Source organism: Cellulomonas sp. CW35 (assembly GCF_052378485.1).
Taxonomy (GTDB): Bacteria; Actinomycetota; Actinomycetes; order Actinomycetales; family Cellulomonadaceae; genus Cellulomonas; species Cellulomonas uda.
Genome location: NZ_CP199000.1, coordinates 1,804,695 through 1,825,648, shown reverse-complemented (window position 1 = coordinate 1,825,648; position 20,954 = coordinate 1,804,695). Strand labels below are relative to the sequence as shown.

23 protein-coding genes are annotated in these 20,954 nt (G+C 74.4%); 4 read left to right on the top strand and 19 right to left on the bottom strand.

Annotated elements, in window-relative coordinates:
* Window positions 1–5: 5 nt before the first annotated feature.
* Both ACT17Q_RS08425 and ACT17Q_RS08420 read right to left on the bottom strand, forming a co-directional pair.
* Window positions 6–350: an RNA polymerase-binding protein RbpA gene (locus tag ACT17Q_RS08425; RefSeq protein ID WP_048341874.1), complete on the bottom strand. Its 345-nt coding sequence runs from the start codon at window positions 348–350 to the stop codon at window positions 6–8.
* 192 nt (window positions 351–542) lie between these two features.
* On the bottom strand, window positions 543–1,049 hold the full coding sequence (locus tag ACT17Q_RS08420; RefSeq protein WP_444661835.1) for a hypothetical protein: 507 nt from the start codon (window positions 1,047–1,049) through the stop codon (window positions 543–545).
* Between the two features lie 226 nt (window positions 1,050–1,275).
* On the opposite strand from ACT17Q_RS08420, the gene ACT17Q_RS08415 reads away from it, so the two are divergent.
* Window positions 1,276–3,561, top strand: coding sequence for a rhamnogalacturonan lyase family protein (locus tag ACT17Q_RS08415; RefSeq protein WP_444661833.1), 2,286 nt, complete (start codon window positions 1,276–1,278; stop codon window positions 3,559–3,561).
* Between the two features lie 3 nt (window positions 3,562–3,564).
* Here the strand turns inward: ACT17Q_RS08415 and ACT17Q_RS08410 are convergent, their stop codons facing one another.
* From ACT17Q_RS08410 to ACT17Q_RS08395, 4 genes are all read right to left on the bottom strand, one after another.
* Window positions 3,565–4,026, bottom strand: a complete 462-nt coding sequence (locus ACT17Q_RS08410) for a hypothetical protein (RefSeq protein WP_444661831.1) — start codon at window positions 4,024–4,026, stop codon at window positions 3,565–3,567.
* A 57-nt stretch (window positions 4,027–4,083) separates the two neighbouring features.
* On the bottom strand, window positions 4,084–4,419 hold the full coding sequence (locus ACT17Q_RS08405) for a VOC family protein (protein ID WP_232514654.1): 336 nt from the start codon (window positions 4,417–4,419) through the stop codon (window positions 4,084–4,086).
* Window positions 4,420–4,617: 198 nt separating this feature from the next.
* A complete protein-coding gene (locus tag ACT17Q_RS08400; RefSeq protein ID WP_444661829.1) occupies window positions 4,618–4,971 on the bottom strand; it encodes a VOC family protein in 354 nt (117 codons plus the stop codon).
* Between the two features lie 140 nt (window positions 4,972–5,111).
* The gene (locus ACT17Q_RS08395) at window positions 5,112–7,583 is read right to left on the bottom strand and encodes an FAD-dependent oxidoreductase (RefSeq protein WP_444661827.1); all 2,472 of its coding nucleotides are present in this window, start codon (window positions 7,581–7,583) and stop codon (window positions 5,112–5,114) included.
* A gap of 148 nt (window positions 7,584–7,731) precedes the next feature.
* On the opposite strand from ACT17Q_RS08395, the gene ACT17Q_RS08390 reads away from it, so the two are divergent.
* Window positions 7,732–8,406: a response regulator transcription factor gene (locus ACT17Q_RS08390; protein ID WP_444661825.1), complete on the top strand. Its 675-nt coding sequence runs from the start codon at window positions 7,732–7,734 to the stop codon at window positions 8,404–8,406.
* On the top strand, window positions 8,403–9,647 hold the full coding sequence (locus tag ACT17Q_RS08385) for a sensor histidine kinase (protein WP_444661823.1): 1,245 nt from the start codon (window positions 8,403–8,405) through the stop codon (window positions 9,645–9,647). Before ACT17Q_RS08390 ends, ACT17Q_RS08385 begins: the two co-directional genes overlap by 4 nt.
* Here ACT17Q_RS08385 and ACT17Q_RS08380 read toward each other — a convergent pair.
* From ACT17Q_RS08380 to ACT17Q_RS08360, 5 genes are read right to left on the bottom strand one after another with little or no spacing between them, the layout of a single operon-like run.
* Window positions 9,610–10,344 carry an FAD:protein FMN transferase gene (locus tag ACT17Q_RS08380; protein ID WP_444661821.1) on the bottom strand — a complete coding sequence of 245 codons (735 nt, stop codon included), beginning with the start codon at window positions 10,342–10,344 and terminating at the stop codon, window positions 9,610–9,612. The two genes, ACT17Q_RS08385 and ACT17Q_RS08380, sit on opposite strands and share 38 nt — an antisense overlap.
* 9 nt (window positions 10,345–10,353) lie before the next feature.
* Complete coding sequence (locus ACT17Q_RS08375) at window positions 10,354–10,896, bottom strand: FMN-binding protein (RefSeq protein WP_444661819.1); 543 nt, start codon at window positions 10,894–10,896, stop codon at window positions 10,354–10,356.
* Complete coding sequence (locus tag ACT17Q_RS08370) at window positions 10,893–12,275, bottom strand: ferredoxin reductase family protein (RefSeq protein WP_444661817.1); 1,383 nt, start codon at window positions 12,273–12,275, stop codon at window positions 10,893–10,895. Before ACT17Q_RS08370 ends, ACT17Q_RS08375 begins: the two co-directional genes overlap by 4 nt.
* A 60-nt stretch (window positions 12,276–12,335) precedes the next feature.
* Complete coding sequence (locus ACT17Q_RS08365; RefSeq protein ID WP_094182152.1) at window positions 12,336–12,830, bottom strand: GNAT family N-acetyltransferase; 495 nt, start codon at window positions 12,828–12,830, stop codon at window positions 12,336–12,338.
* A gap of 28 nt (window positions 12,831–12,858) precedes the next feature.
* Window positions 12,859–13,668: an MBL fold metallo-hydrolase gene (locus ACT17Q_RS08360; protein ID WP_444661815.1), complete on the bottom strand. Its 810-nt coding sequence runs from the start codon at window positions 13,666–13,668 to the stop codon at window positions 12,859–12,861.
* Window positions 13,669–13,793: 125 nt separating this feature from the next.
* On the opposite strand from ACT17Q_RS08360, the gene ACT17Q_RS08355 reads away from it, so the two are divergent.
* Complete coding sequence (locus ACT17Q_RS08355) at window positions 13,794–14,558, top strand: ParA family protein (RefSeq protein ID WP_444661813.1); 765 nt, start codon at window positions 13,794–13,796, stop codon at window positions 14,556–14,558.
* Between the two features lie 125 nt (window positions 14,559–14,683).
* On the opposite strand, the gene ACT17Q_RS08350 is transcribed toward ACT17Q_RS08355, so the two are convergent.
* The 8 genes from ACT17Q_RS08350 to ACT17Q_RS08315 all read right to left on the bottom strand — a co-directional run bounded on the left by ACT17Q_RS08350 (window position 14,684) and on the right by ACT17Q_RS08315 (window position 20,933).
* Window positions 14,684–15,271, bottom strand: a complete 588-nt coding sequence (locus ACT17Q_RS08350) for a MerR family transcriptional regulator (protein WP_094180023.1) — start codon at window positions 15,269–15,271, stop codon at window positions 14,684–14,686.
* A gap of 148 nt (window positions 15,272–15,419) precedes the next feature.
* Window positions 15,420–15,923 carry a bifunctional nuclease family protein gene (locus ACT17Q_RS08345; RefSeq protein WP_141319449.1) on the bottom strand — a complete coding sequence of 168 codons (504 nt, stop codon included), beginning with the start codon at window positions 15,921–15,923 and terminating at the stop codon, window positions 15,420–15,422.
* 90 nt (window positions 15,924–16,013) lie between these two features.
* The gene (ftsR, locus tag ACT17Q_RS08340) at window positions 16,014–16,697 is read right to left on the bottom strand and encodes a transcriptional regulator FtsR (protein ID WP_268534322.1); all 684 of its coding nucleotides are present in this window, start codon (window positions 16,695–16,697) and stop codon (window positions 16,014–16,016) included.
* Between the two features lie 166 nt (window positions 16,698–16,863).
* Window positions 16,864–17,316 carry an FHA domain-containing protein gene (locus ACT17Q_RS08335; protein WP_444665348.1) on the bottom strand — a complete coding sequence of 151 codons (453 nt, stop codon included), beginning with the start codon at window positions 17,314–17,316 and terminating at the stop codon, window positions 16,864–16,866.
* 125 nt (window positions 17,317–17,441) lie between these two features.
* Window positions 17,442–18,857, bottom strand: a complete 1,416-nt coding sequence (locus ACT17Q_RS08330; RefSeq protein WP_444665347.1) for a DUF881 domain-containing protein — start codon at window positions 18,855–18,857, stop codon at window positions 17,442–17,444.
* 2 nt (window positions 18,858–18,859) lie between these two features.
* A complete protein-coding gene (locus tag ACT17Q_RS08325; protein WP_094180027.1) occupies window positions 18,860–19,192 on the bottom strand; it encodes a small basic family protein in 333 nt (110 codons plus the stop codon).
* A complete protein-coding gene (locus tag ACT17Q_RS08320) occupies window positions 19,189–20,307 on the bottom strand; it encodes a DUF881 domain-containing protein (protein ID WP_444665346.1) in 1,119 nt (372 codons plus the stop codon). The genes ACT17Q_RS08325 and ACT17Q_RS08320 overlap by 4 nt, the downstream gene beginning before the upstream one ends.
* On the bottom strand, window positions 20,304–20,933 hold the full coding sequence (locus tag ACT17Q_RS08315) for a CDP-alcohol phosphatidyltransferase family protein (RefSeq protein ID WP_244937680.1): 630 nt from the start codon (window positions 20,931–20,933) through the stop codon (window positions 20,304–20,306). The genes ACT17Q_RS08320 and ACT17Q_RS08315 overlap by 4 nt, the downstream gene beginning before the upstream one ends.
* Between the last annotated feature and the right edge of the window lie 21 nt (window positions 20,934–20,954).

Sequence of the window (20,954 nt, the reverse complement as noted above, 5' to 3'; positions counted from 1 at the left end):
TGGGATCAGGCGCTGCGGCGCAGCTTGCCCGCGCGGAGCAGGTCGAGGCGCTCGTCGAGCAGCTCCTCGAGCTCACCGATGGTGCGCCGCTCGAGGAGCATGTCCCAGTGCGTGCGCGGGGGCTTGGTGGCCTTCGCCTCCGGCTTGGACGCGTCGCGCAGGAGCGCCTCTGCGCCGCAGCGGCACTCCCAGACGACCGGGACGTCGGCCTCGACCGAGAACGGGAGGATGATCGTGTGGCCGTTGGGGCAGTCGTAGTGCGCCTGGAGACGAGGGGCGAAGTCGACGCCCTCCTCGGTCTCCATGCTCTGCGACCCGATGCGCATGCCGCGCAGGGACCTGTTCGCCATGGGTGTGACCTCCGTGCCGGATCGCGGCCGTCGAGTGTGGGTTTCCACCGACGTCAACGGTGGGGAGCTCTTCAGTGTTCCAGCGTGACGTGAAGGCTTCGTGAACGCACGCGGAGCGGGCCGCACAGGCTCGCTCCGCCGGCAGTGACCTTCCCCACGCGGGCTCCCGTCCCCGGCCCGGCGCACCCCGCGCTACCCCTCGGGCCAGCCACCCGGGTCCGGTTCTTCACCCGCGCAGCGGGACGGCGTCCAGGGGACCAGGACCGTGGGGCCGTGCGGGCCCACGGTCACGACCGCGGCGAGCGGCACCCCGGCGCGCTCCGCGGACCGCTCGAGCGCGGTCGACCACGTGAGCTGGTCGCACACGTCCTCGTCGGCGTCCCCGACGAGCGCGGCGACGACGGACCCGCCCACCGCGTGGTGCTCGAGCAGCGACGCGAGGTCGTCGCACAGCAGGTCCGCGAAGCCGGCGTCGGGTGCGAGCGGTCGGTCGCTGATGGCCAGCACGAACGGCAGGAGCCGGTCGTCGGCGTCCAGCAGCACGCACCACAGCGCGGCGGGTCCACGTGACTCGGGTCCGACGAGCAGGCGCAGCACGCGCGACGCCTCGGTGGGCGAGCGGATCGGGGTGCCGGCCAGCCCGGCGAGGTCGGCGAGGTCGTCGTCGGGGCCGTGCGCGTCCCAGTGTCGTGGCGTCATGTGCGCCACGGTGCCCGCCCGCGAGCGGCCGCGGGCCGTGGCCGGCGCCCGCTGTGGACGAGGCGCGTCCGGGAACGGCTGGGGTCGGGTCGCGAGCGGTCGTGCCGGAGCAGCCGGACGACGAGGGGTGCGTTCACGTGCACGCGGCGGCGGAATCGTTTCGGGAGGGAGCGCGCTTCCCGACGAGGCTTGCGGTCCGTCGTGCGCCCTCCCGTACGTTCGGGACATGCGACGGACGACGACGAACCGTGCACGTCCCGCGACGACGGCGGCCGCGCTCGGCGTGGCGGGTGCCCTCGCGGCGGCAGGGCTGGTCGCGAGCCCGGCGGCGGCGGTCACCGGCTGCACGGCCGCCTACACGGTCACCAGCCAGTGGTCGGGCGGGTTCGGCGCCGAGGTCGTCGTCAGGAACCTCGGGGACGCGCTCACGGGCTGGACCGTCGCGTGGACGTTCGCCGACGGTCAGACCGTCAGCCAGGCGTGGAACGCGACGGTCACCCAGTCGGGGAGCACGGCCACGGCCCGCAACGTCGACTGGAACGCCGCTCTCGCCGCGGGCGGCTCGGCGTCGTTCGGCTTCATCGGCTCGTGGCAGTCCGCGAACCGCGTCCCGACGAGCGTGTCGCTGAACGGGACGGCGTGCACCGGCGGCGTCGCACCGACGAGCGAGCCGACGAGCACCCCGTCACCGACGGCATCCAGCACGCCCTCGGTGACGCCGAGCGCAACGCCGACCCCGACACCCACGCCCACGCCCACGCCCACGCCCACCGTCCCGCCTGCCGGCGCCTGGCAGGCCGAGCGGCTCGACCGCGGCGTCATCAGCGTCCGCTCCGGCAGCGGCAACCTCGTCCAGTGGCGGCTGCTCGGCACCGACCCCCGTGACGTCACGTTCCACGTCTACCGCGACGGCACACGGCTGACCTCGTCACCGCTGACGACCACCACGAGCTACCTGGACGCGGGCGCGTCGTCGTCCGCGCGCTACACGGTCCGCGCGGTCGTCGGCGGCAGCGAGCAGGCGTCCTCGGCGGCGAGCCTGACGTTCGCGAACGGCTACCTCGACGTGCCGATCTCCAAGCCGGGGAGCGACTACACCGCGAACGACGCGAGCGTCGGCGACCTCGACGGCGACGGGGACCTCGACCTCGTCCTGAAGTGGGACCCGACGAACGCGAAGGACAACTCGCAGTCGGGCGTCACGGGGAACGTGTACCTCGACGGCTACCGGCTCGACGGGACGCGGCTGTGGCGCATCGACCTGGGCCGGAACATCCGGGCCGGTGCGCACTACACGCAGTTCCAGGTCTACGACTTCGACGGCGACGGGGGAGCCGAGGTCGCGGTCAAGACCGCCGACGGCACGCGCTCGGGCACGGGGCAGGTGATCGGCGACGCGAACGCCGACCACCGCAACTCGTCGGGCTACGTCCTGTCCGGGCCCGAGTACCTCACCGTGTTCGAGGGCTCCGACGGGCGGATCGGCGCCACGACGTCGTACGTCCCGGCGCGCGGCACGGTCTCGAGCTGGGGCGACTCGTACGGGAACCGGGTCGACCGGTTCCTCGCCGGCACGGCGTACCTGGACGGCGTCCGCCCGTCGATCATCATGGCGCGCGGGTACTACACGCGGGCCGTCGTCGTCGCGTGGGACTACCGCGGCGGGGCGCTGACGCGCCGGTGGACGTTCGACTCGAACAGCTCGAGCAGCGGCAACGCATCGGTCGCCGGGCAGGGCAACCACGCGCTCGCGGTGGCGGACGTCGACTCCGACGGGCGCCAGGAGGTCCTCTACGGCGCCGCGGCGATCGACGACGACGGTCGGTTCCTGTGGAGCAACGGCACCGGTCACGGCGACGCCGGGCACGTGGGCGACCTGATCCCCAGCAGGCCGGGGCTCGAGTACTACAAGGTCACCGAGTCCACCTCGCAGCCCGACTCGTGGATGGCCGACGCCCGCACCGGGCAGCTGCTCTGGCGCACGAGCGCGACCACCGACAACGGGCGCGGGGTGTCCGACGACGTGTGGGCCGGCTCGCCCGGCGCGGAGTCGTGGTCGTCGGCCGACTCCCAGCTCCGCAGCACGTCCGGGCAGGAGATCGGCCGCAAGCCCTCGTCGACGAACTTCCTCGCCTGGTGGGACGGCGACCCGGTCCGCGAGCTGCTCGACCAGACGCGCGTCGACAAGTACGGCCCGAGCGGCGACACGCGGCTGCTCACGGCCTCGGACGTGCACTCGAACAACGGCACGAAGGCCACGCCGTCGCTGTCCGGCGACCTGCTGGGGGACTGGCGCGAGGAGGTGGTCTGGCCGACGAGCGACGACTCCGCGCTGCGCATCTACGCGACGCCGATCGCGACGAGCCTGCGTCTGCCGACGCTGCTGCACGACCAGACGTACCGGGTCGCGATCGCGTGGCAGAACACCGCGTACAACCAGCCGCCGCACACGGGGTTCTTCCTCGGGGACGGGTTCACCGCTCCCGCCTGGCCGGCGGTCTGGACGCCCTGAGCGTCAGCGCGCCGCGAGCGCGCCGCGGAACGCCGCGACCGCCGGGTCCGGCACCGTGGTCGCGTCGTCCTCGTCGTCCTCGTCGTCCAGGAAGACGGCGACGAGCGTCGCGTCCGGGTCGGAGTCGAGGCTCGGCAGGTACGTGTCGCGCCACGTCCACAGGTTCGGGTGCTGGTAGACGTCGCACGCCTCGGCCGGTGCGAGCATCGTGACCGCGCGCTCGAGCCCGGCCCGGGTGAGCCGGTAGGCCGCGGTGCCTCGCGCGTGCCCGACGACGTGCGCGACGACGACGCCCGGCAGCATGTGCTCGCGGGAGTTCACGAGCGGGAAGTGCTCGGGCCGCGGCGAGGGTGCGTCCGACGGGACGAGGCCGACCCCGTGCGCGCGCGGCCGCCGCCAGCCGTCGATCGCGAGCTCGAACGCGTCGCGTGCCGCCGTGATCTCGTCCGCGGTGACCCATCGCATGCCGAGCACCCTGACACGGCGACCGGGGCCGGCTCAACGGCTTTGCGGTCCGGTCGTTCAGCCCTTGAGGCTCCCGATGCGGATGTGGTTGCCGAACGGGTCACGGATGCCGAAGTCCCGACCGTAGGGCTGGTCCATGGGCTCCTGCGTGACGTCGACGCCGGCTGCGGCCAGCCGTTCGAACGTGCCGTCGACATCGGCGGTCTCGAACGCGAGCCAGCCCCCGCCCGCGCCCTTGGTCACCAGGTCGCGCACCTGCTCGGCCGTCTGCTCGTCGTGCGCGGGCGGGCCGGGGCGCTCGAGCAGGATCTCCTTGCGGTCACCGGGCACCCGGACGGTGAGCCAGCGCATCGGGCCGAAGTCGACATCCGCACCGACCTCGAGGCCGAGCACGTCGACGTAGAACGCGAGCGCCGCGTCATCGCCCAGGTCCCCGACCCGGGCTCGGGCCCGCCCGTCGTGCGCGTGCGGTAGTCGTCCCGCGCGCGGAGCAGCCGGCGGTTGACGTCCTCGCTGTCCCGCGTCATGCGGTCCCGTGACACCACTGCCGGGTGTCGAACACCCGTTCGACACCCGGTATGCCAGGAGCGGTCACGCCGGCTGCCAGAGCTCGACCCGGTTGCCGTCCGGATCGGTGACCCAGCCGAACCGGCCGACGCCGTCCATGTCCTGCGTCTGCGGGTCCACCCGGGCACCCAGGACGCGCAGCTGCTCGAGCATCGCGTCCAGGTCGCGTACGCGGAAGCCGAGCATCGTGCGCTGCGTCGGGTCACCAAGGTACTCGGAGTCCGTCGGGAACGCCGCGACGACCGTCGGGCCGTCGTCCTGGTGCCACAGCCCGTACGGGCCGAGGTCCATGCCGAGCGCGTCGCGGTACCACGCGAGCAGCGCGTCGGGGTCCGCCGAGCGGACGAAGCAGCCACCGATCCCGAGGACGCGTTCCATCGGGGCCATCGCGCCAGCGACCCGGTCCGTCGTCACCGGGCGAGCATCACGGCGTAACGCCGATAATGCACATTATGTCAGCCCGGCTCAGACGGCCGGACGAGGAGCAGCCGCCCGGATCCCCCGTCAGATGGACGGCGCTAGATGAACAGGGCCGCGTTCGACTCGGACGCGTCGCCCAGGAACGTGGCGACGCCACCGAGCTCGACGCCGTCGACGAGGTCGTCCACCGCGATGCCCAGCAGGTCCATCGTCATCGTGCAGCCGACCAGGCGGACGCCCGACGCCTGCGCCGAGGCGATGAGCTCCGGCAGCGTCGCGACCTGGTGGTCACGCATGACCTTCTTCATCAGCCGCGTCCCCGCCCCCAGCATGTGGAGGTTCGACAGCTTCAGGCGATCGGCGCCCCGCGGCATCATCGCGGCGAACATGCGGTCGAGCACGGTCCGCTCGCGTCGGGGCGGGTCCTGGCGGCGCAGCGAGCTGAGCCCCCAGAACGTGAAGAACATCGACACGTCGTCCCCCATCGCGGCCGCCCCGTTGGCGAGGATGAACGCGGCGAGGACCTTGTCGAGCTCGCCGGAGAACACGACGAACGACTTCTTGTCGCGCGCGGGGCGTCGGGCGGGGACGTCGCCGGGTGCACCGCCCTTGCGGATGCGGGCGGCGTATCCCGGTCCCTCGGGCGTGAGGTCCAGCACCGTGTGGCCGTTGCGGGCGGCCCACGCGGGTGCGTCGAGCCGGAACCCCGCGTCCGAGACGTGCACCAGGAGCTCGTCGCCGGGTGACAGCGTCGTCATGCGCTCCTGGAGCTTCATGATCGGGCCGGGGCAGGCCAGGCCGGTGCAGTCGAGGTCCACGAGCCTCCCCGTGCCCTCGGCGGGCGCGCCGGTCGGCGCGGCGTAGGAGATGACCGGCGCGGGCGTGTCGACCTCGCTCGGCGTCACGTCGTGGAACGCGCGGAACGTCGCCATACCTCCCGAGAGGGTGCGCACGTCCGTGAAGCCGCGCTGCACCAGGATCCGGTACGCGAGGTAGCTCCGGAAGCCCACGGCGCAGTAGAGCCGCAGCGGTGTCCCCCGCTCCCAGCCCTCCTGCTCCTGACGGAGCTGCTCGAGAGGCACGTTCTCGGCACCGGGCAGGTGCCACAGCGCGAACTCGTCGGGCCCGCGCACGTCGATGATCCGCGCGCCCTGCGTCGCGTCCGGGTAGTCGCTCGCGTGCCAGAGCTCCAGGTCGCCGCGCAGCGTGTTCGCGGCGACGAAGCCCGCCATGTTCACGGGGTCCTTGGCCGAGCCGAACGGCGGTGCGTACGCGAGCTCGAGCCCTTCGAGGTCCTCGACGGTCATGCCCGCGCGCAGCGCGGTCGCGAGCACGTCGAGCCGCTTGTCGACGCCGTCGAAGCCGGCGATCTGTGCGCCGAGCAGCCTGCCGGTGTCGGGCGTGAACAGGATCTTGACGTGCATCATGGCCGTGCCCGGGTAGTACCCGGCGTGCCCGTGCGGGTGCGTGCTCACCGTACGGAACGGGATCCCGGCCGCGGTCAGCTGCCGCTCGGAGGCTCCCGTGCCCCCGGCCACCATGTCGAACACCCGCACGACCGACGTCCCCTGCGTGGACGAGTACGTGGTGTCGCGGCCGCAGACGTTCTCGGCCGCCACGCGGCCCTGCCGGTTGGCCGGTCCGGCCAGCGGGATCAGCCAGCTGCCCTCGAGGACCGTGTGCGGGACCTCGACGGCGTCTCCGGCGGCCCAGATGTGCGGGTCGGACGTCCGCATGTGGGCGTCCACGCGGATGCCGCCGCGCGGCCCCAGCTCGAGCCCCGCGTCCACGGCGAGCCCGACCGCGGGCCGCACGCCCGCGGCGAGCACCACGAGGTCGGTGTCGATCGTGGAGCCGTCCCGCAGCTCGACCCGGACCCGCTCGTCGGGCAGCGCGGTGAACGCGGCGGCCGCGGTGCCGAGGTGCAGGCTCACGCCGTGGGCGCGCAGGTGGTTCTCGACGGTCGTCGTGAGCTCGCGGTCCATCGACGGCATGATCTGGTCGGCCATCTCGACGACCGCCACGGTGACGCCGCGGTGCTGCAGGTTCTCCGCCATCTCGAGGCCGACGTAGCCCGCGCCGATGACGACGGCGTGCCGGGCCCCGCCCTCGCGGCCCGCTCCCCCGGCGCCGTCGACGAGCCGCTTGATGGCGTCCATGTCGCCGATGCGCCGCAGCACGTGCACGGCCGGCAGGTCGACGCCGGGTACGGGCGGCCGCACGGGTTCGGCTCCCGGGGCGAGCACCAGGCGGTCGTAGGGCTCGTCGTATTCGGCGCCGGTCGCGAGGTCGCGCACCCGGACGGTCCGGGCCTCGCGGTCGATCGCGACGGCCTCGACCCCGGTGCGCACGTCGATGTCGAGCATCGCGCGCAGGCTCTGCGGGGTCTGCACCAGCAGGCGCGACCGGTCGGCGATGACCTCCCCCACGTGGTACGGCAGCCCGCAGTTGGCGTAGGACACGTGGTGCCCGCGTTCGAGCACCGTGACCTGCGCCGTCTCGTCGAGCCGCCGGATGCGGGCGGCTGCGGACATCCCGGCGGCGACGCCCCCGATGACGACGACCTTCATGACTGCTCCGATCTTCCTGGACGTGCTGCTGGAGCCGACGCTAGGTGGGGTGCCGACGGGCGACGCGGGACGTAGGTCGCATACCCCCGGTGGTATCTGTGACGGCCGCGCGGCGCTTGGCGCCTACGATGGGCCGGGAGGCGTGCCGATGACGAACGACGGGGTCCGGGTGCTGCTCGTCGAGGACGACCGCGAGCTCGCGGGCATGCTCGAGGAGTTCCTGACGGACGAGGGCTACCGGGTCGACCTCGCGCGCGACGGCCAGCGTGGTCTGCACCTCGGCCTGACCCGGCCGTTCGACCTCCTGGTGCTCGACCGCGGCCTGCCGGCCCTCGAGGGCCTCGACCTGCTGACGCGGTTGCGGGCACGTGGCGTCACCGCTCCGGCACTCGTCCTGTCGGCGCTCGGCAACCCGGCCGACCGGGTGGCCGGGCTCGACGCCGGCGCCGAGGACTACATGGGCAAGCCGTTCGACCTCGACGAGCTCGCGGCGCGCCTGCGGGCGCTGCACCGACGCGCGGCCGGTCCGGTGCCCACGGGCGTCCTGCACCTCGGGTCGCGCGAGCTGGACGTCCGCGGGCGGCGGGTCACGGGCCCCGACGGCACGGCGGTCGACCTGTCCGAGCGCGAGTGCTCGCTGCTCGCGCTGCTGGCGACCCGCCCACGGCAGGTGTTCTCGCGCGCGGACATCCTCGCCCACGTGTTCGACGGCGTCGACGACGAGGGCGTCGTCGACACGTACGTCTACTACCTGCGCCGCAAGCTCGGCCGGTCGGCGGTCGCGACGGTGCGCGGGCTCGGGTACCGGCTGGGTGACGCGTGAGCGGGCTGACGCCGGCCGAGCAGACCCGCCTGCGGCGCACGGCCGCCGTGCTCGGGTGGCAGACCGCGGCCCTGGTGCTCGCGAGCGTCGTGCTGGTCGCGGCGGTCGTACTGGCCGTCGTCACGACGACGCAGGCTCGTGCGGGTGAGGACCGGCTGCGCTCGGCCGTCCGGACCGCCGACGACGTGCGGGACGCACCCGCCGGCGTGTGGCTCGCGATCGACGGCCCGCGCGGGCTCGAGGTGTCCGACGGCATGCCCTCCCCCCTCCCGGACGTGGCGGCGCTGCGTGCGGCGGCAGTCACGGGGACCGAGCAGTGGTCGCGTGTGGCGGACGACGACGGGTCCTTCGTCGTGCTCACGGCGCCTGCGCGGCACGGCGTGACGCAGGCGGTGCTGGACCCGCGTCCCGCGCACGAGGAGACCGAGCGGCTCGTGATCGCGCTCGTTGTCGCGGGCGCGGCCGGAGTGCTGATCGCGGGGCTCGGCGGCGCGTGGCTGGGCCGGCGTGCGGTGCGGCCCACCGTCGAGGCGCTCGCGCTGCAGCGGCGGTTCGTCGCCGACGCGAGCCACGAGCTGCGCACTCCCCTGACGCTGCTGACGACCCGCGTGCAGCTGCTCCGGCGCCGCCTGCAGGGCGAGGGGGTGCTCGCGCGCGACTCACGCGTCCCGGAGGCGGTCGACGGCGTGCTGGCGGACGCCCGCGCGCTGACCGCGATCCTCGAGGACATGCTCGTCGCGGCCGACACGCGCGCTCCCGAGACCGAGCCGACCGACCTGGACGCCCTCGTGCGCGGGGTGGTCGACGCCGCTGCCGCCGCCGCCGAGGAACGCGGCGTGGCGTTGGTCCACCTCGGGGCTCCCGGGACCGGGCCGGTCGCCGAGGTCTCCCCCACGTCCGTGCGGCGCGCCGTCACAGCCCTCGTCGACAACGCGCTCGACCATGCGACGACGACCGTCGAGGTCACGACCCGCGCGACCGGAGGATCGGTGACGGTCGAGGTCGGTGACGACGGGCCCGGTCTGCCGGCGGGCGGCTCCCTCGACGTGTTCGAGCGGTTCGCGTCGCGGCGCGCGCGCAGCGACGACGGCGCGCGCCACTACGGCCTGGGGCTGGCCCTCGTCGCCGAGGTCGCCGCGCAGCACGGTGGCGGCGTCGACGCCGGTCCCCGTGCCGACGGGCGGCCCGGCACGACCGTCACGCTCACGCTCCCGGCGACGGTGCCGCGCGCGCGACGGTGACGAGCCGGCCGTCGGGCCGCACGCCGAACGCGTCGCGCGCTCCGTGGTCGAGCGCCCATGCGACGCCGTCGGGCCCGAGCGCGAGCACGCTCGTCGCGAGCACGTCCGCGGTCGTGAGGTCGTCCGCGACGACGGTGGCCGCCAGGAGCCCGGTCGCCGGGCGACCCGTGCGGCCGTCCCACACGTGGCTGCCCCGCTCGTACACGCCCGACGTCGCGACGGCGCCGTCACCCAGCTCGACCACCGCGAGCATGCGCCGCGGGTCGTGCGGGTCCCGCACCCCGGTCCGCCAGCCGCGCCCGGGCTCGGGGGCCCCGCGGGTGACGACGTCTCCCCCGGCGTTCAGGCAGAACGCGCCGCAGCCGGCGGCCGTGAGCGCGTCGGCTGCCCGCTGGGCCGCCCAGCCCTTGACCACGCCGTTCGTGTCGAGGGACCCGTCCGGCGCCCGCACGTCGAACGCGCCGCCGCTGTCGGCCGACGCGCGCTCCGCGATCGCGAGCACCTCGCGCAGGTCCGACGAGGGCGCGCACTCGCCCCGCTCGAACCGGCGCAGCTCGCTGTCCGCCAGGAACGGGCTGAACCGTGCCTCGGCCTCGCGCAGCAGCGCGAACGCGTCCGCGGCCGCACGCGCCGCGACATCGGGCGCGGTCGCTCGGACGTCGAGCGAGAAGACCGTGCCCATGACGTGCTCGCTCACCCGCACCGGTCAGCCCCGCTGGTCGAGGATCGACTGGACCGACTCGCGGTAGCCCTCGGAGGTGTACGTCGCGCCGGACACGGTGTCGATGGACGCGGACTGCGCGGCGAAAACCTCGCGAGCCAGCAGCGGGGTCGCCCGGGCCGAGATCTGTGCGCTCTCGGGGTGCGAGCTCGGGGCCTGCAGCGTGCGTACGTCGACGAGGCGGGACCCCGTGAACGTCACCTGGACCTGCACGGGCCCGTACCGGGTCTGCGCGACGGACCCGACGACCGTGACGGTCTCGGCCTGCGGTGTTCCGGTCTGGGGGTCCGCCGGGTCGGTCGCCGACGTGCCGGACCGGTCCGTCCCCGTACCCGGCGCGACCGACGCCGAGCCGGGTACGCCGACGACGGACGGCGCCGCTCCCCCGATGCTCCCGCTGGACGCGCCAGCGGCCGTGGCGGGCGCCTCGGCCTGCGCCAGCGGGCCGAACCGCGCGAACGCGACAGTCCCGATGGTCGCCAGCGTCCCCGTGTAGATCAGCGTCCCGCGCCAGCGTGCTGCACTCATGCCAGGCTCAGCTCCTCGTGGTGGATGGCTCGCCGCGGGACGCCCAGCGTCCGTGCGACGTCGACGACCGCGGCCGTCATGGACTCGGGACCGCACACGAACACGTCGCGTCCGGCGATGTCGGGGACCGCAGCGGCGAGGTGCTCGCGGTCCAGCGGGTCGTACCCGAGCTGGGCGCGGCGTCCCGGGAGCGCCAGGTAGCGCAGGCCCGGCACGCCCGTCAGCTCACGGCCGAGCGCGAGCCCGGCGACGTCGTGCGCGCGGTGCACGACCTGGACGTCGTGCCCGCGCGCGACCAGCTCCTGCGCGAGCGCGCGGATCGGGCCGATCCCCGCGCCGCCCGCGACGAGGAGCGACCGGTGGCCGCGCGCCGCGTCCGCCGTGAACCGCCCGAACGGACCCTCGACGAGCACGCGCGTCCCGGTCCGCAGCCGCGCCACGTCGGCGGAGTGGTCACCGAGCGCCGCGACCGTGACCCGCAGCCGGTGCGCGGTCGGCACCATCGACAGGGAGTACGGGTGCGCCGTGGTCAGGTGCCCGCGCACGAGGAACCGCAGCAGCACGAACTGCCCGCCACGCGCCTCCAGCTCGTCGACCGCGCGGCCCTGCAGCCACACGCTCACGACCCCGGGCGCCTCCGGCACCACGTGCTCGACGCGCAGGAGCATCCGGCGGTGCGCGAGCAGCGGCACGAGGACCCGCCACGTGAGCAGCGCGGCCGCGGTCGCGACGTAGAGCGCGGTCCACACCGCGCGCGCCACGGGGTCGGCGACGAAGTGCGCGCCGGCGGCGATCTGGTGGCCGAACGTCAGGTAGATGCCGACGTATACCGACAGGTGCACGACGAACCATGCCTCGTACGACAGCACGCGGCGTGCGAGCCTCGCGCTGGTCGCACCGACGAGCACGAACAGCCCGGTGCCGACGAACGCGCTGACCATCTCGGGCTGCGTCGTCAGGATCGAGACGGCCTCGCCCCACGGCGTCTGCCGGTCGAGCAGCGCCCCGCCCACGACCATGAGGGCGACGTGCGTGAGGACCAGCAGCACGACGCTCGTCCCGAGGGACCGGTGCCACGCGACGAGACGGTCGAAGCCGACGGCGCGCTCGAACCAGGGCACGCGGCCGATGAGCAGGAGCTGCGCACACACCAGGAACGCCGCCAGGAGGCCCGCCAGCTCCCCCGCGCCGGTGGCCGCGCCCCCGGGCGTGGCGCCCGCCGCCGCGGGCGTCCCGCTCCACCAGAAGGCGACGACGAGGAGGCAGCCGACCACCAGCGCACCGCGCACGACCGCGCCGCCCGGTGCGGCGCTACGCGGGACGGGTCGCGGGAGGCGGGCGGACGCGGTGGGGGGTCGTCCCTCGAGGACCGTGCTCATGGGAACGATCGTGACGACCGATTCTCAGAGCGTTCTCGGAAGCAGGCGGTGCCGTGCAGGTCAGCGGTGGCGAGGGAGCTTGAGGACGTAGCGCTCCTCGGTGACGTCCGGGTCTCGCGGCAGCGCCATCCGCTCGCCGGTGCGAGCGAACCCCGCGCGCACGTACAGGTCGCCCGCGGCGTTGTTGCCGTCCACGAGCCAGAGCGACAGTGTCCGGGCCTTGTCGGCGATCGCGGCCTGCCGGACCGTGTCGAGCAGCGCCCACCCGATGCCGCGCCGGCGCGCCTCCGGCGCGACCCACAGGCTCACGATGTGCCGGTCGTCCGTGGGCGAACCCGGTTCCAGGAGCATCGAGACGAGCCCGCGGGTCAGCCCGTCGGCATCGACCGCGAGCCACGTCGGCACGGTGCGGGTGCGCATGCGCCAGTGCTTCTCCTTGAACCGCTCCTCGCGCTCGAGCGACGAGCCGAAGACGCCCGGGTCCTCGCGGAGAGCGCGCAGCCGGATCTCACGCACTCGCGCCCAGTCGTCCTCAGTTGCCAGCGTGATCTGCACGTTCACAGGATGCCGTACGAACCGGCTCTCACTGGCCACCGCCGTGCCCGAGCGGGTCGGGCACGGCGCGCGCGACGTCCGCGACCTCCTCCTCCGGGCGGGGCGGGATGGTCTCGTCCTGCTCGAGGAGCGGGATCTCGTCGGCGTGGGGCGGCAGGTCAGGGTGCGTGCCGGTCATGACGTCACCTCCGGGGTGAGCGAGCTCGAGGGACTCCCCCGCGGTGAGCACGACGAGCTCGCTGTCGCGCACCAGACGGCCGACGAGGGTGTGCAGCAGGCCGAGACCACGGTCGTTGAGGAGCCCGTCGTGGATCGGCACGATGCGCCTGGCCCCGATGTCGCGCGCCCGGTCGACGGCGTCCGTCAGGCTGAACCACGGGCCGGAGATCGGCAGGAGGAGCACGTCGGGCGCGTCGGTGGGCTGCACGTGCGCGTCGCCGGGGTGCAGCACGCCTGCGACGAGGTATGCGACGTTCGGGATGCGCGGGATGTCCGGGTGGATGACGGCGTGCCACTCCCCCAGGACCCGCACCTGGAAGCCCGCGGCCTCCACATGGTCCCCGCCGCTCACGACGTGCAGCCGCTCCTGCGGGGCACCTGCCTCGCGCAGCAGCGCGACGACGGGCGCGGGACCCCACAGCGGGACGCCACCGCGGACCGCGTCCGCGACGGTCTCGACCGCGAGGTGGTCCGCGTGCTCGTGGGTCACGAGGATCGCCTGGGCGCCCGCGAGGGCGTCGTCGAGGCGGGAGAACGCGCCGGGGTCGACGACGAGGTGGCGGGTCTCGTCGTCGAACCGCACGCAGGAGTGCCCCCACCGGGTCAGGCGCAGTGTCATGGGGCGATTCTGCGCGCCCACCAGCGAGGACGCACGCCGCCGCGCCCGACTTCCTCACGGTCCGCCCGGTTCGTGCCCGCTGGACACGGTCTCCCCGGGCGCGCCGCAGCCGATACGGTTACCAGGTGCTCGTGCTCGGTGTGTGCAGCCTCAAGGGTGGCGTCGGCAAGACGTCCGTGACGCTCGGCCTGGCCTCCGCGGCCCTCGAACGAGGGCTGCGCACCCTCGTCGTCGACATGGACCCGCAGGGCGACTGCTCCATGTCGCTCGGCGCGCGCGCCGAGCGCAGCGACGTGTCCGACGTGCTCGACACCCCGAACGCCGAGACCGTGCGGTCCGCGACCGTGGCGAGCTCGTGGGCCGAGGGCGGTCTCGACGTGCTCGTCGGCTCGGAGCGCAACGCCAAGCACGACCGCCTCGGCGACGACGACCTCGACCGGCTGCGGTTCGCGCTGTCGTGGGTCCAGGACTACGACCTGGTCCTGGTCGACTGCCCGCCGTCGCTCGGCTCGCTCACGCGCACGGGCCTGACCGCGTGCGACCGGGCCATGGTCGTCACGGAGCCCGGGCTGTTCGCCGTGATGGCCGTCGGCCGCGCGATGCGCACGATCGACGAGCTGCGGCGTGGGCCGGCGCCGCAGCTGCAGCCGCTCGGCATCACCGTGAACCGCGTGCGGGCGCGCTCGCTCGAGCAGGCGTACCGCCTCGAGGAGCTCGGCTCGCTGTACGGGCCCCTTCTGCTGGCGCCCTCGGTGCCCGAGCGGGCGGCGCTGCAGCAGGCGCAGGGTGCCGCGCAGCCCGTGCACGCGTGGCCCGGCCAGGCCGCCGCCGAGCTGTCGGGCATCTTCGACGCGCTCCTGGACCGCGCGCTGCGCGCGCCGCGCCGCTAGTACGGCTCCTCGCCCGTCGAGCGTCCGGCCACGACGAACGGCCGGGCACGACGAGGGCCCAGGTACGACGAAGGCCCGGGTCGCAGGGACCGCGGGCCTTCGTGGACGTCGGGTGGTGCCGGGGCTCAGCCCGCGGTACGTGCGCGCCGGCGCAGCGCCAGCTCGTCGTGCACGTCCTGGCCGGTGGGCGCGGGGGTCTCCTCCTCGGCGCGCTCCGTCGGGAGCTCGGCGAGCGAGCCCTCCACCTCACGCCACACGCGGCCGACCGCGATGCCGAAGACACCCTGCCCGCCCTGGACCAGGTCGATGACCTCGTCCGCCGACGTGCACTCGTAGACCGAGGCGCCGTCGGACATGAGCGTGATCTGGGCCAGGTCGTCGACACCGCGCTCACGCAGATGCCCGACCGCGGTACGGATCTGCTGCAGCGAGACGCCCGTGTCGAGCAGGCGCTTGACCACCTTGAGCACCAGGATGTCGCGGAACGAGTAGAGCCGCTGCGTGCCCGAGCCGGTGGCCGGGCGGACGGAGGGCTCCACGAGGCCCGTGCGGGCCCAGTAGTCCAGCTGCCGGTACGTGATGCCCGCGGCGCGGCACGCGGTGGGGCCGCGGTAGCCGGTCGCGTCGTCCAGGTCCGGCAGGTCGTCGTCGAACAGGAGGCCCTGCGCGCGCTGCGGGACGATCGTCACGTCCTCCGCATTCTCGTTGGCCACGCTTCCTCCAGTCGTCGTACGGTCGTGCGATCGCCCGACCGCCTGAGGGCAACGCTAGGGACCCCGACCCCCGGACGCAACGACACGCGGGGCGTGTCGCGGCGGGCGTGTCTGAAGTTCAACCTCAACGTGAAGGTTGACCTCCGGATCACCTCTCCCCGGGCTCGTCGCCCGTCTCGAAGTCCTCCGGCGTCACCTGGTCCAGGAACTCCCGGAACCGCTCGACGTCGTCGTCCGGGCTGTCCTCGCGCTGCACCTCGACACCCGCGACCGCGACCACCTCGGCCGAGCACAGGACCGGGATGCCGAACCGCAGCGCCACCGCGATCGCGTCCGAGGCGCGCGAGTCGACCCGCGCACCGTTGCCCAGCAGCAGCTCGGCGTAGAAGACGCCGTCCTCGAGCCGGGTGATCGCCGCGCGCTGCACCTGGTCGCCCTCCGCGAGGATCACGTCCCGCAGCAGGTCGTGCGTCATCGGACGCGGCGGCACGACACCCGCCTGGGCGGCCGCGATGGCACCCGCCTCGTGCGGGCCGACGAGGATCGGCACGACGAGCTCGGAGTCCGGGTCCAGGAGCAGCACGACGTTCTCGTCCACGGTCGGGTGCCGTCGCACCCCGACCACCTCGACGACGACGAGATCCGGGTCCACAGGGTCCACGCTACGTCGCCCGCCGCCGCTTCGCGCCGGACGCGCGACGAACGCGTGAGCCCGCGTCCTGCGCGGCCGGGCGGGCCGCCGTCACGGCAGGAGGTCGGCCACCGACGAGCGCACGAGCGCCGTGTGCATCCGCGCGCACAGCTCCCCGAGCTCCGCCGCGATCGTCGCCGCACGCGCGCGCGCGGAGGCGTTGCGCTGGCCCTTCCACGGCGCCACCGCCTGCTCGACGAGGTCCGCCTGCCGCTCCGCGGCCGCGCGGAACTGCCGCAGGTGCCGCACGTCGATGCCGTGCTCGGCGAGCGCCGCGGCGGTCACCACGACCTCGCGCGCCCACGGCTCGAACCCGCCGCCGGGGCCGGGCGTCAGCACGCCGGCCTCGACGAGCTCTGCCACCAACGTCGCCTCGACACCCGCGTCACGCGCGAGCGCGTCGGCGGACAGCCGCGCGTCCGGGCGCGCCAGGACGCCGTCGGCAGCCGCCAGGCGGGCCCGGGGGGTCGGCTCGTCCTCCTCGCCCGCGTCCAACGCGGCCAGGCGCTCGCCGATGACCTTGAGCGGCATGTAGCGGTCGCGCTGCTGGCGCAGCACGAAGCGCAGGCGCTCGACGTCCGCCGGCGAGTACTGCCGGTAGCCCGCCGGGGTACGCACCGGCTCCACGAGACCCTGCTCCTCGAGGAACCGCAGCTTCGAGGGAGTGACGGCCGGGAACTCGATCTGCAGCGCCTGCAGCACGTCCGAGATGCGCATGGACGCCCGGCGCGAGATGCCCCGCGGCCAGGGCTCCTGCTCGCGGGACGCGGCGCTCTCGCCCGTCGCGTCGCCGGGCGCCGCGGCGTCGACGGACCCGACCTCGGCCGTCGAGGCGGCGACCCGCTCGGTGGCGGAGCGACGAGCGCTCGAGGTCCCGCTCACGGCCGGGTCCCCGTGCGCGTCATGCGTCCTCGCGGTGCGGGCTCGGGTGGAACGTCATGCGGTACTTGCCGATCTGCACCTCGTCACCCGAGCGCAGCGCCGCCGAGTCGATCCGCTGGCGGTTCACGTACGTACCGTTCAGCGAGCCGATGTCCCGCACGACGAAGTGCGAGCCCTCACGGACGAACTCCGCGTGCTTGCGCGAGACCGTCACGTCGTCGAGGAAGATGTCCGCCTGCGTCGACCGGCCCGCGACCGTGCGCTCCGCGTCCAGCAGGAACCGGGCGCCGGCGCTCGGACCCCGCTCCATCACGAGAAGCGCGGACGTCGGCGGCAGTGCCTGCACCGCGGACGACTCGTCGGGCGTCAGACCGACCGGCGCGCCCTGCTCGATCTCGACCGGGCCGATCTGGCCGAAGTTGACGGTCGTCTCCGGGCCGGCGGCGTGCGTCGCCCGCTCGTCGTCGGTCATCAAGGCCTCCCGTGTCCGTCATCGGTTGTGTCGTCGAACCCACCGTCGGGTCGCGTCCCGATCGGTCCACCCTATGCAATCGGCGGGCCCGAGCGCAGCCCTCCGGCCGCGTCGCGCCCCGATCGTCAGCCCGCCTCGATCGGTACCGGGCTCGCGTACGCCGGGTCGGGCAGCGTACGGACCGCGGACACCACGACCTCGTCGCGCTCCTCGACCGCCCCGGTCGCGCCCGTGCCACGGACCGTCGCCATCGCCCCGCCCGGGATCTGCAGCGCGATCGACAGCGTCGACGGGTCGCCGATCGCCGACCACACGTAGGGCGGCTCGAGGCGCTCCCCGTCCAGCAGCACGTCACCGCGCGTCCCCGTGAACGCCGAGCTGGCGGTGATGCGACGGTCGTTGAGCTGGATCGCCTCCGCGCCCGCGTTCCGCAGCTCCTCGAGCATGTTGAGCATCGTCACGGGCTGCAGGTCGCGGCCGGGGTCGAGCAGCGTCACCTGGACGCCCGGACCCTGCGCCGGGAGCCGGCCCGAGAGGATGCCCTGCGTGATCGCGCTGCGACGCAGCGAGTCGATCGCCGCGGCCTGACCGTCCGAGCCCGACGCGAGCCGGTCACGCTCGCCGCGCAGCTCCGAGACCTCGCGACGCAGCTGGTCACCACGTTCGGTCGTCTCGTCCAGCACGCGGACGAGCTCCGACTGGCGCAGCCCCGACAGGGCGCTCTCGTCGTTCTGGCGCACCTGCACGACGACCGCGAACCCGAGCAGCGCGCAGAGCACGCCGGCGGCGATCTGGGCGCGCGTCGCACGCGGTGCCATCGCACGCGCGAGCGTGGCCCAGCCGCTGCGCGACGGGACGTCGACCAACGCGGCGCTCGTCGCGGGCACCGCGGCCCGCGCAGCGGCCTGCTCGTCGGCCTGCTCGTCGGTGAGCCCCTCGTCGGCCGCTGCATCGTCGACCGCTGCGTCGTCGGCGGCTGCGTCGTCGGTCGCCGTCTCGTCCGCATCCGGCTCGCTCGGCGGCACGTCGGCCGGTTCGCCGTCGGACTCGGCGAGCGTGCCGCGCGGGTCCCCCGGCAGGTCGTCGAGCTCGTCGTCGGACGGCGGCAGCGGGTCGTACAACGGGCGCGCGAGCTCGTCGTCCGACGGGACACGGGCGTCGACCGCCTCGTCGTGCACCGCTTCGTCGTCCACCGCCTCGTCGTCCACCGCTGTGTCGCCCGGCCTGTCGTCGGACGTCTCCACGGACACGTCGTCGGGCACGTCGGCGGGCGTGCCGTCGAGCTGGTCGTCGAGCGCGTCGTCGATGACACCGTCGTCGACGACAACGTCGTCGAGGACCCCGTCGTCCGACACTCCGTCCTCGTACGACGCGGGCACGGCGGCCTGGTCGTCGGCGGGCTCGGGCGGCCGGGGCGCGCCGTCGTCCGTCGGGGGCGTGTCGGCGAGCGGGTCGAACACCGCGGGCACGACCGCGTCAGGGGCCGCCGGCCGGGCGCGGTCCTCCCCCGCGGGGTCGGCGGCGGGGTCGCGAGCGGTCACGGTCAGGCCTTGAACAGGTGGCGACGGATCGACGCGGCGTTGGAGAAGATGCGGATGCCGAGGACGACGACGACGGCCGTCGAGAGCTGGCTGCCGACCCCGAGCTGGTCGCCGAGGAACACGATCAGCGCCGCGACGATCACGTTCGACAGGAACGAGATGAGGAAGACGCGGTCGTCGAAGATGCCGTCGAGCATCGCGCGGACACCGCCGAAGATCGCGTCGAGCGCGGCGACCACGGCGATCGGCAGGTAGGGCTGCAGCTCGGCGGGCACGGTGGGCTGCAGGACGAGGCCGGCGACCACGCCGATCACGAGTCCGATCACCGCGATCACGGCTGTCCCTCCCCAGGCTCACGCACGGTTGCCACCTGCGGCTCGGCGGGCAGCGCGGCCGCGTGCGTGGCCGACCCTGCCACACGCGCCCCGCGGGACGAAACCGACCGGCTCGGCGCGTCGCCCGCCCGGCGGTCCGCCGTGGCGTCGAGCGACGACCCGCCGGCGGTGCCGGCGCCCTGGTCGAGCGTGCCGTCGGTGGTCGGGCCGGGTGTCGCGCGATCGTCGGCGGCCGGCGGCGTCGGACGCAGCGCGTCGGGCAGCGCGTCGTCGGGCACGGTCGCGTGACGCAGCGTGACCTGCCCGGCACCGGGCAGCGAGAGCTCGTCCTGCCGGGAGATGTCCACGCCGATGCCGTAGGTGGTGCGCAGCGCGGTGAGCAGCTGGCCGGCCGTGTCCCGGGCGAGGCCGGTCTGGAGCTCGACCGGGTTGCCGAGCGCCTCGACGCGGTACGGACCGGACAGCGGCACGAGGTCGACGAGCACCGCGCTGCCGGCGCTGCGGATCGCGGTCGTGGCCGTCACACGCTGGTCGTTGATCGCGATCGCCTCGGCACCGGCGGACCACAGGCCGTTCACGAGGATCTGGAGGTCGACGTCCTGCACGCGCGCGTCGTCGTCGCCCGCGTCCGGGTCCGCGTCGGGGGCGTCCGAGAGCTCGACGCGAAGCCCGGAGCCGGCGACCGGCACCTGACCGGCCTCGACGACGCCGACCGCGGCCGCCTCCTGCAGCAGGGTGCTCTCGGGCCCGACGAGCGCGGACTGCAGCGCGGTGATGTTCGAGCTGAGCGCGGCGACCTCCTCCTGCAGCGCGGCGGCCTCCTCGCTCCGGTCGACGATGCTCGACTCGAGCAGCTCACGCGCCTCCTGCGCGGCCGCGGTCGGCTGGTGGAGGGCGATCGCCGCGGCGGAGCTGGCGAGGCCCACTCCGACGGCGACGACGAGGACCACGGCCCGGCGCGCGGCGTTCGGGCGCGTCGCGTTCCCGGCCGCGCGGCGCGCCGCCACGAGCGCGTACCCCTCGTCGAGGGACGAGCTGTAGACCTCGTTGAGCAGCGTCATGGACGCGTCGGGCCGCCGCCCGCCGCGCTCCGCCGTGGTGTGCCGCGTCGTCACGCGGGGGCCTCACGCGTGGGCGGGGCGTGCAGCAGCCGGCGGGCCTGGAGCAGGTACAGCGCACCCGCGAACCAGTAGAGGCCCACGCCCCACAGCGCGAACGCCCATCCGGCGACCTCCGCGACCGTGCCGACCCACGAGTCCCACGACGCGAGGAGCAGGAGCGGGAACGCGTACAGGAGGGCGAACGTGCCGGCCTTGCCCGCGAGGTGCACCTGCGGCGGCGGGTAGCCCGCGCGCCCGAGCGCGATCAGCATGATCCCGAGCACGACCTCGCGCGCCAGGATCACGACGAGCAGCCACAGCGGCACCACGTCCCGCCAGACGAGCCCCACGAGCGTGACGGCGATGAACAGCCGGTCCGCCGCCGGGTCGAGGAGCTGGCCGAGCCGGCTGACCTGACCGAGCCGACGGGCGAGCACGCCGTCGAGCCAGTCGCTCGCCCCGGAGACCGCGAGGACCACCACCGCCCAGCCGTCCCGACCGGACGCGATGAGCACGCCGAACACGGGGACGAGCAGCAGCCGCGCGAAGCTGATGGCGTTGGGCACCGTCAGGACGCGCGTCGTCACGGCCGGACCCTCGCCGTGGTCGTCCCGGGTGCCCTGCTCAGCCTGCTCCGTCACGCGGTCGCCGCTCCCTCGTCG

What these genes read in the sequence shown, in the direction of transcription:
- ACT17Q_RS08425 (WP_048341874.1), bottom strand. Translation starts at nt 350, where the DNA reads ATGGCGAACAGGTCCCTGCGCGGCATGCGCATCGGGTCGCAGAGCATG.
- ACT17Q_RS08420 (WP_444661835.1), bottom strand. Translation starts at nt 1,049, where the DNA reads ATGACGCCACGACACTGGGACGCGCACGGCCCCGACGACGACCTCGCC.
- ACT17Q_RS08415 (WP_444661833.1), top strand. Translation starts at nt 1,276, where the DNA reads ATGCGACGGACGACGACGAACCGTGCACGTCCCGCGACGACGGCGGCC.
- ACT17Q_RS08410 (WP_444661831.1), bottom strand. Translation starts at nt 4,026, where the DNA reads ATGCGATGGGTCACCGCGGACGAGATCACGGCGGCACGCGACGCGTTC.
- ACT17Q_RS08400 (WP_444661829.1), bottom strand. Translation starts at nt 4,971, where the DNA reads ATGGAACGCGTCCTCGGGATCGGTGGCTGCTTCGTCCGCTCGGCGGAC.
- ACT17Q_RS08395 (WP_444661827.1), bottom strand. Translation starts at nt 7,583, where the DNA reads ATGAAGGTCGTCGTCATCGGGGGCGTCGCCGCCGGGATGTCCGCAGCC.
- ACT17Q_RS08390 (WP_444661825.1), top strand. Translation starts at nt 7,732, where the DNA reads ATGACGAACGACGGGGTCCGGGTGCTGCTCGTCGAGGACGACCGCGAG.
- ACT17Q_RS08375 (WP_444661819.1), bottom strand. Translation starts at nt 10,896, where the DNA reads ATGAGTGCAGCACGCTGGCGCGGGACGCTGATCTACACGGGGACGCTG.
- ACT17Q_RS08370 (WP_444661817.1), bottom strand. Translation starts at nt 12,275, where the DNA reads ATGAGCACGGTCCTCGAGGGACGACCCCCCACCGCGTCCGCCCGCCTC.
- ACT17Q_RS08360 (WP_444661815.1), bottom strand. Translation starts at nt 13,668, where the DNA reads ATGACACTGCGCCTGACCCGGTGGGGGCACTCCTGCGTGCGGTTCGAC.
- ACT17Q_RS08335 (WP_444665348.1), bottom strand. Translation starts at nt 17,316, where the DNA reads ATGACCGACGACGAGCGGGCGACGCACGCCGCCGGCCCGGAGACGACC.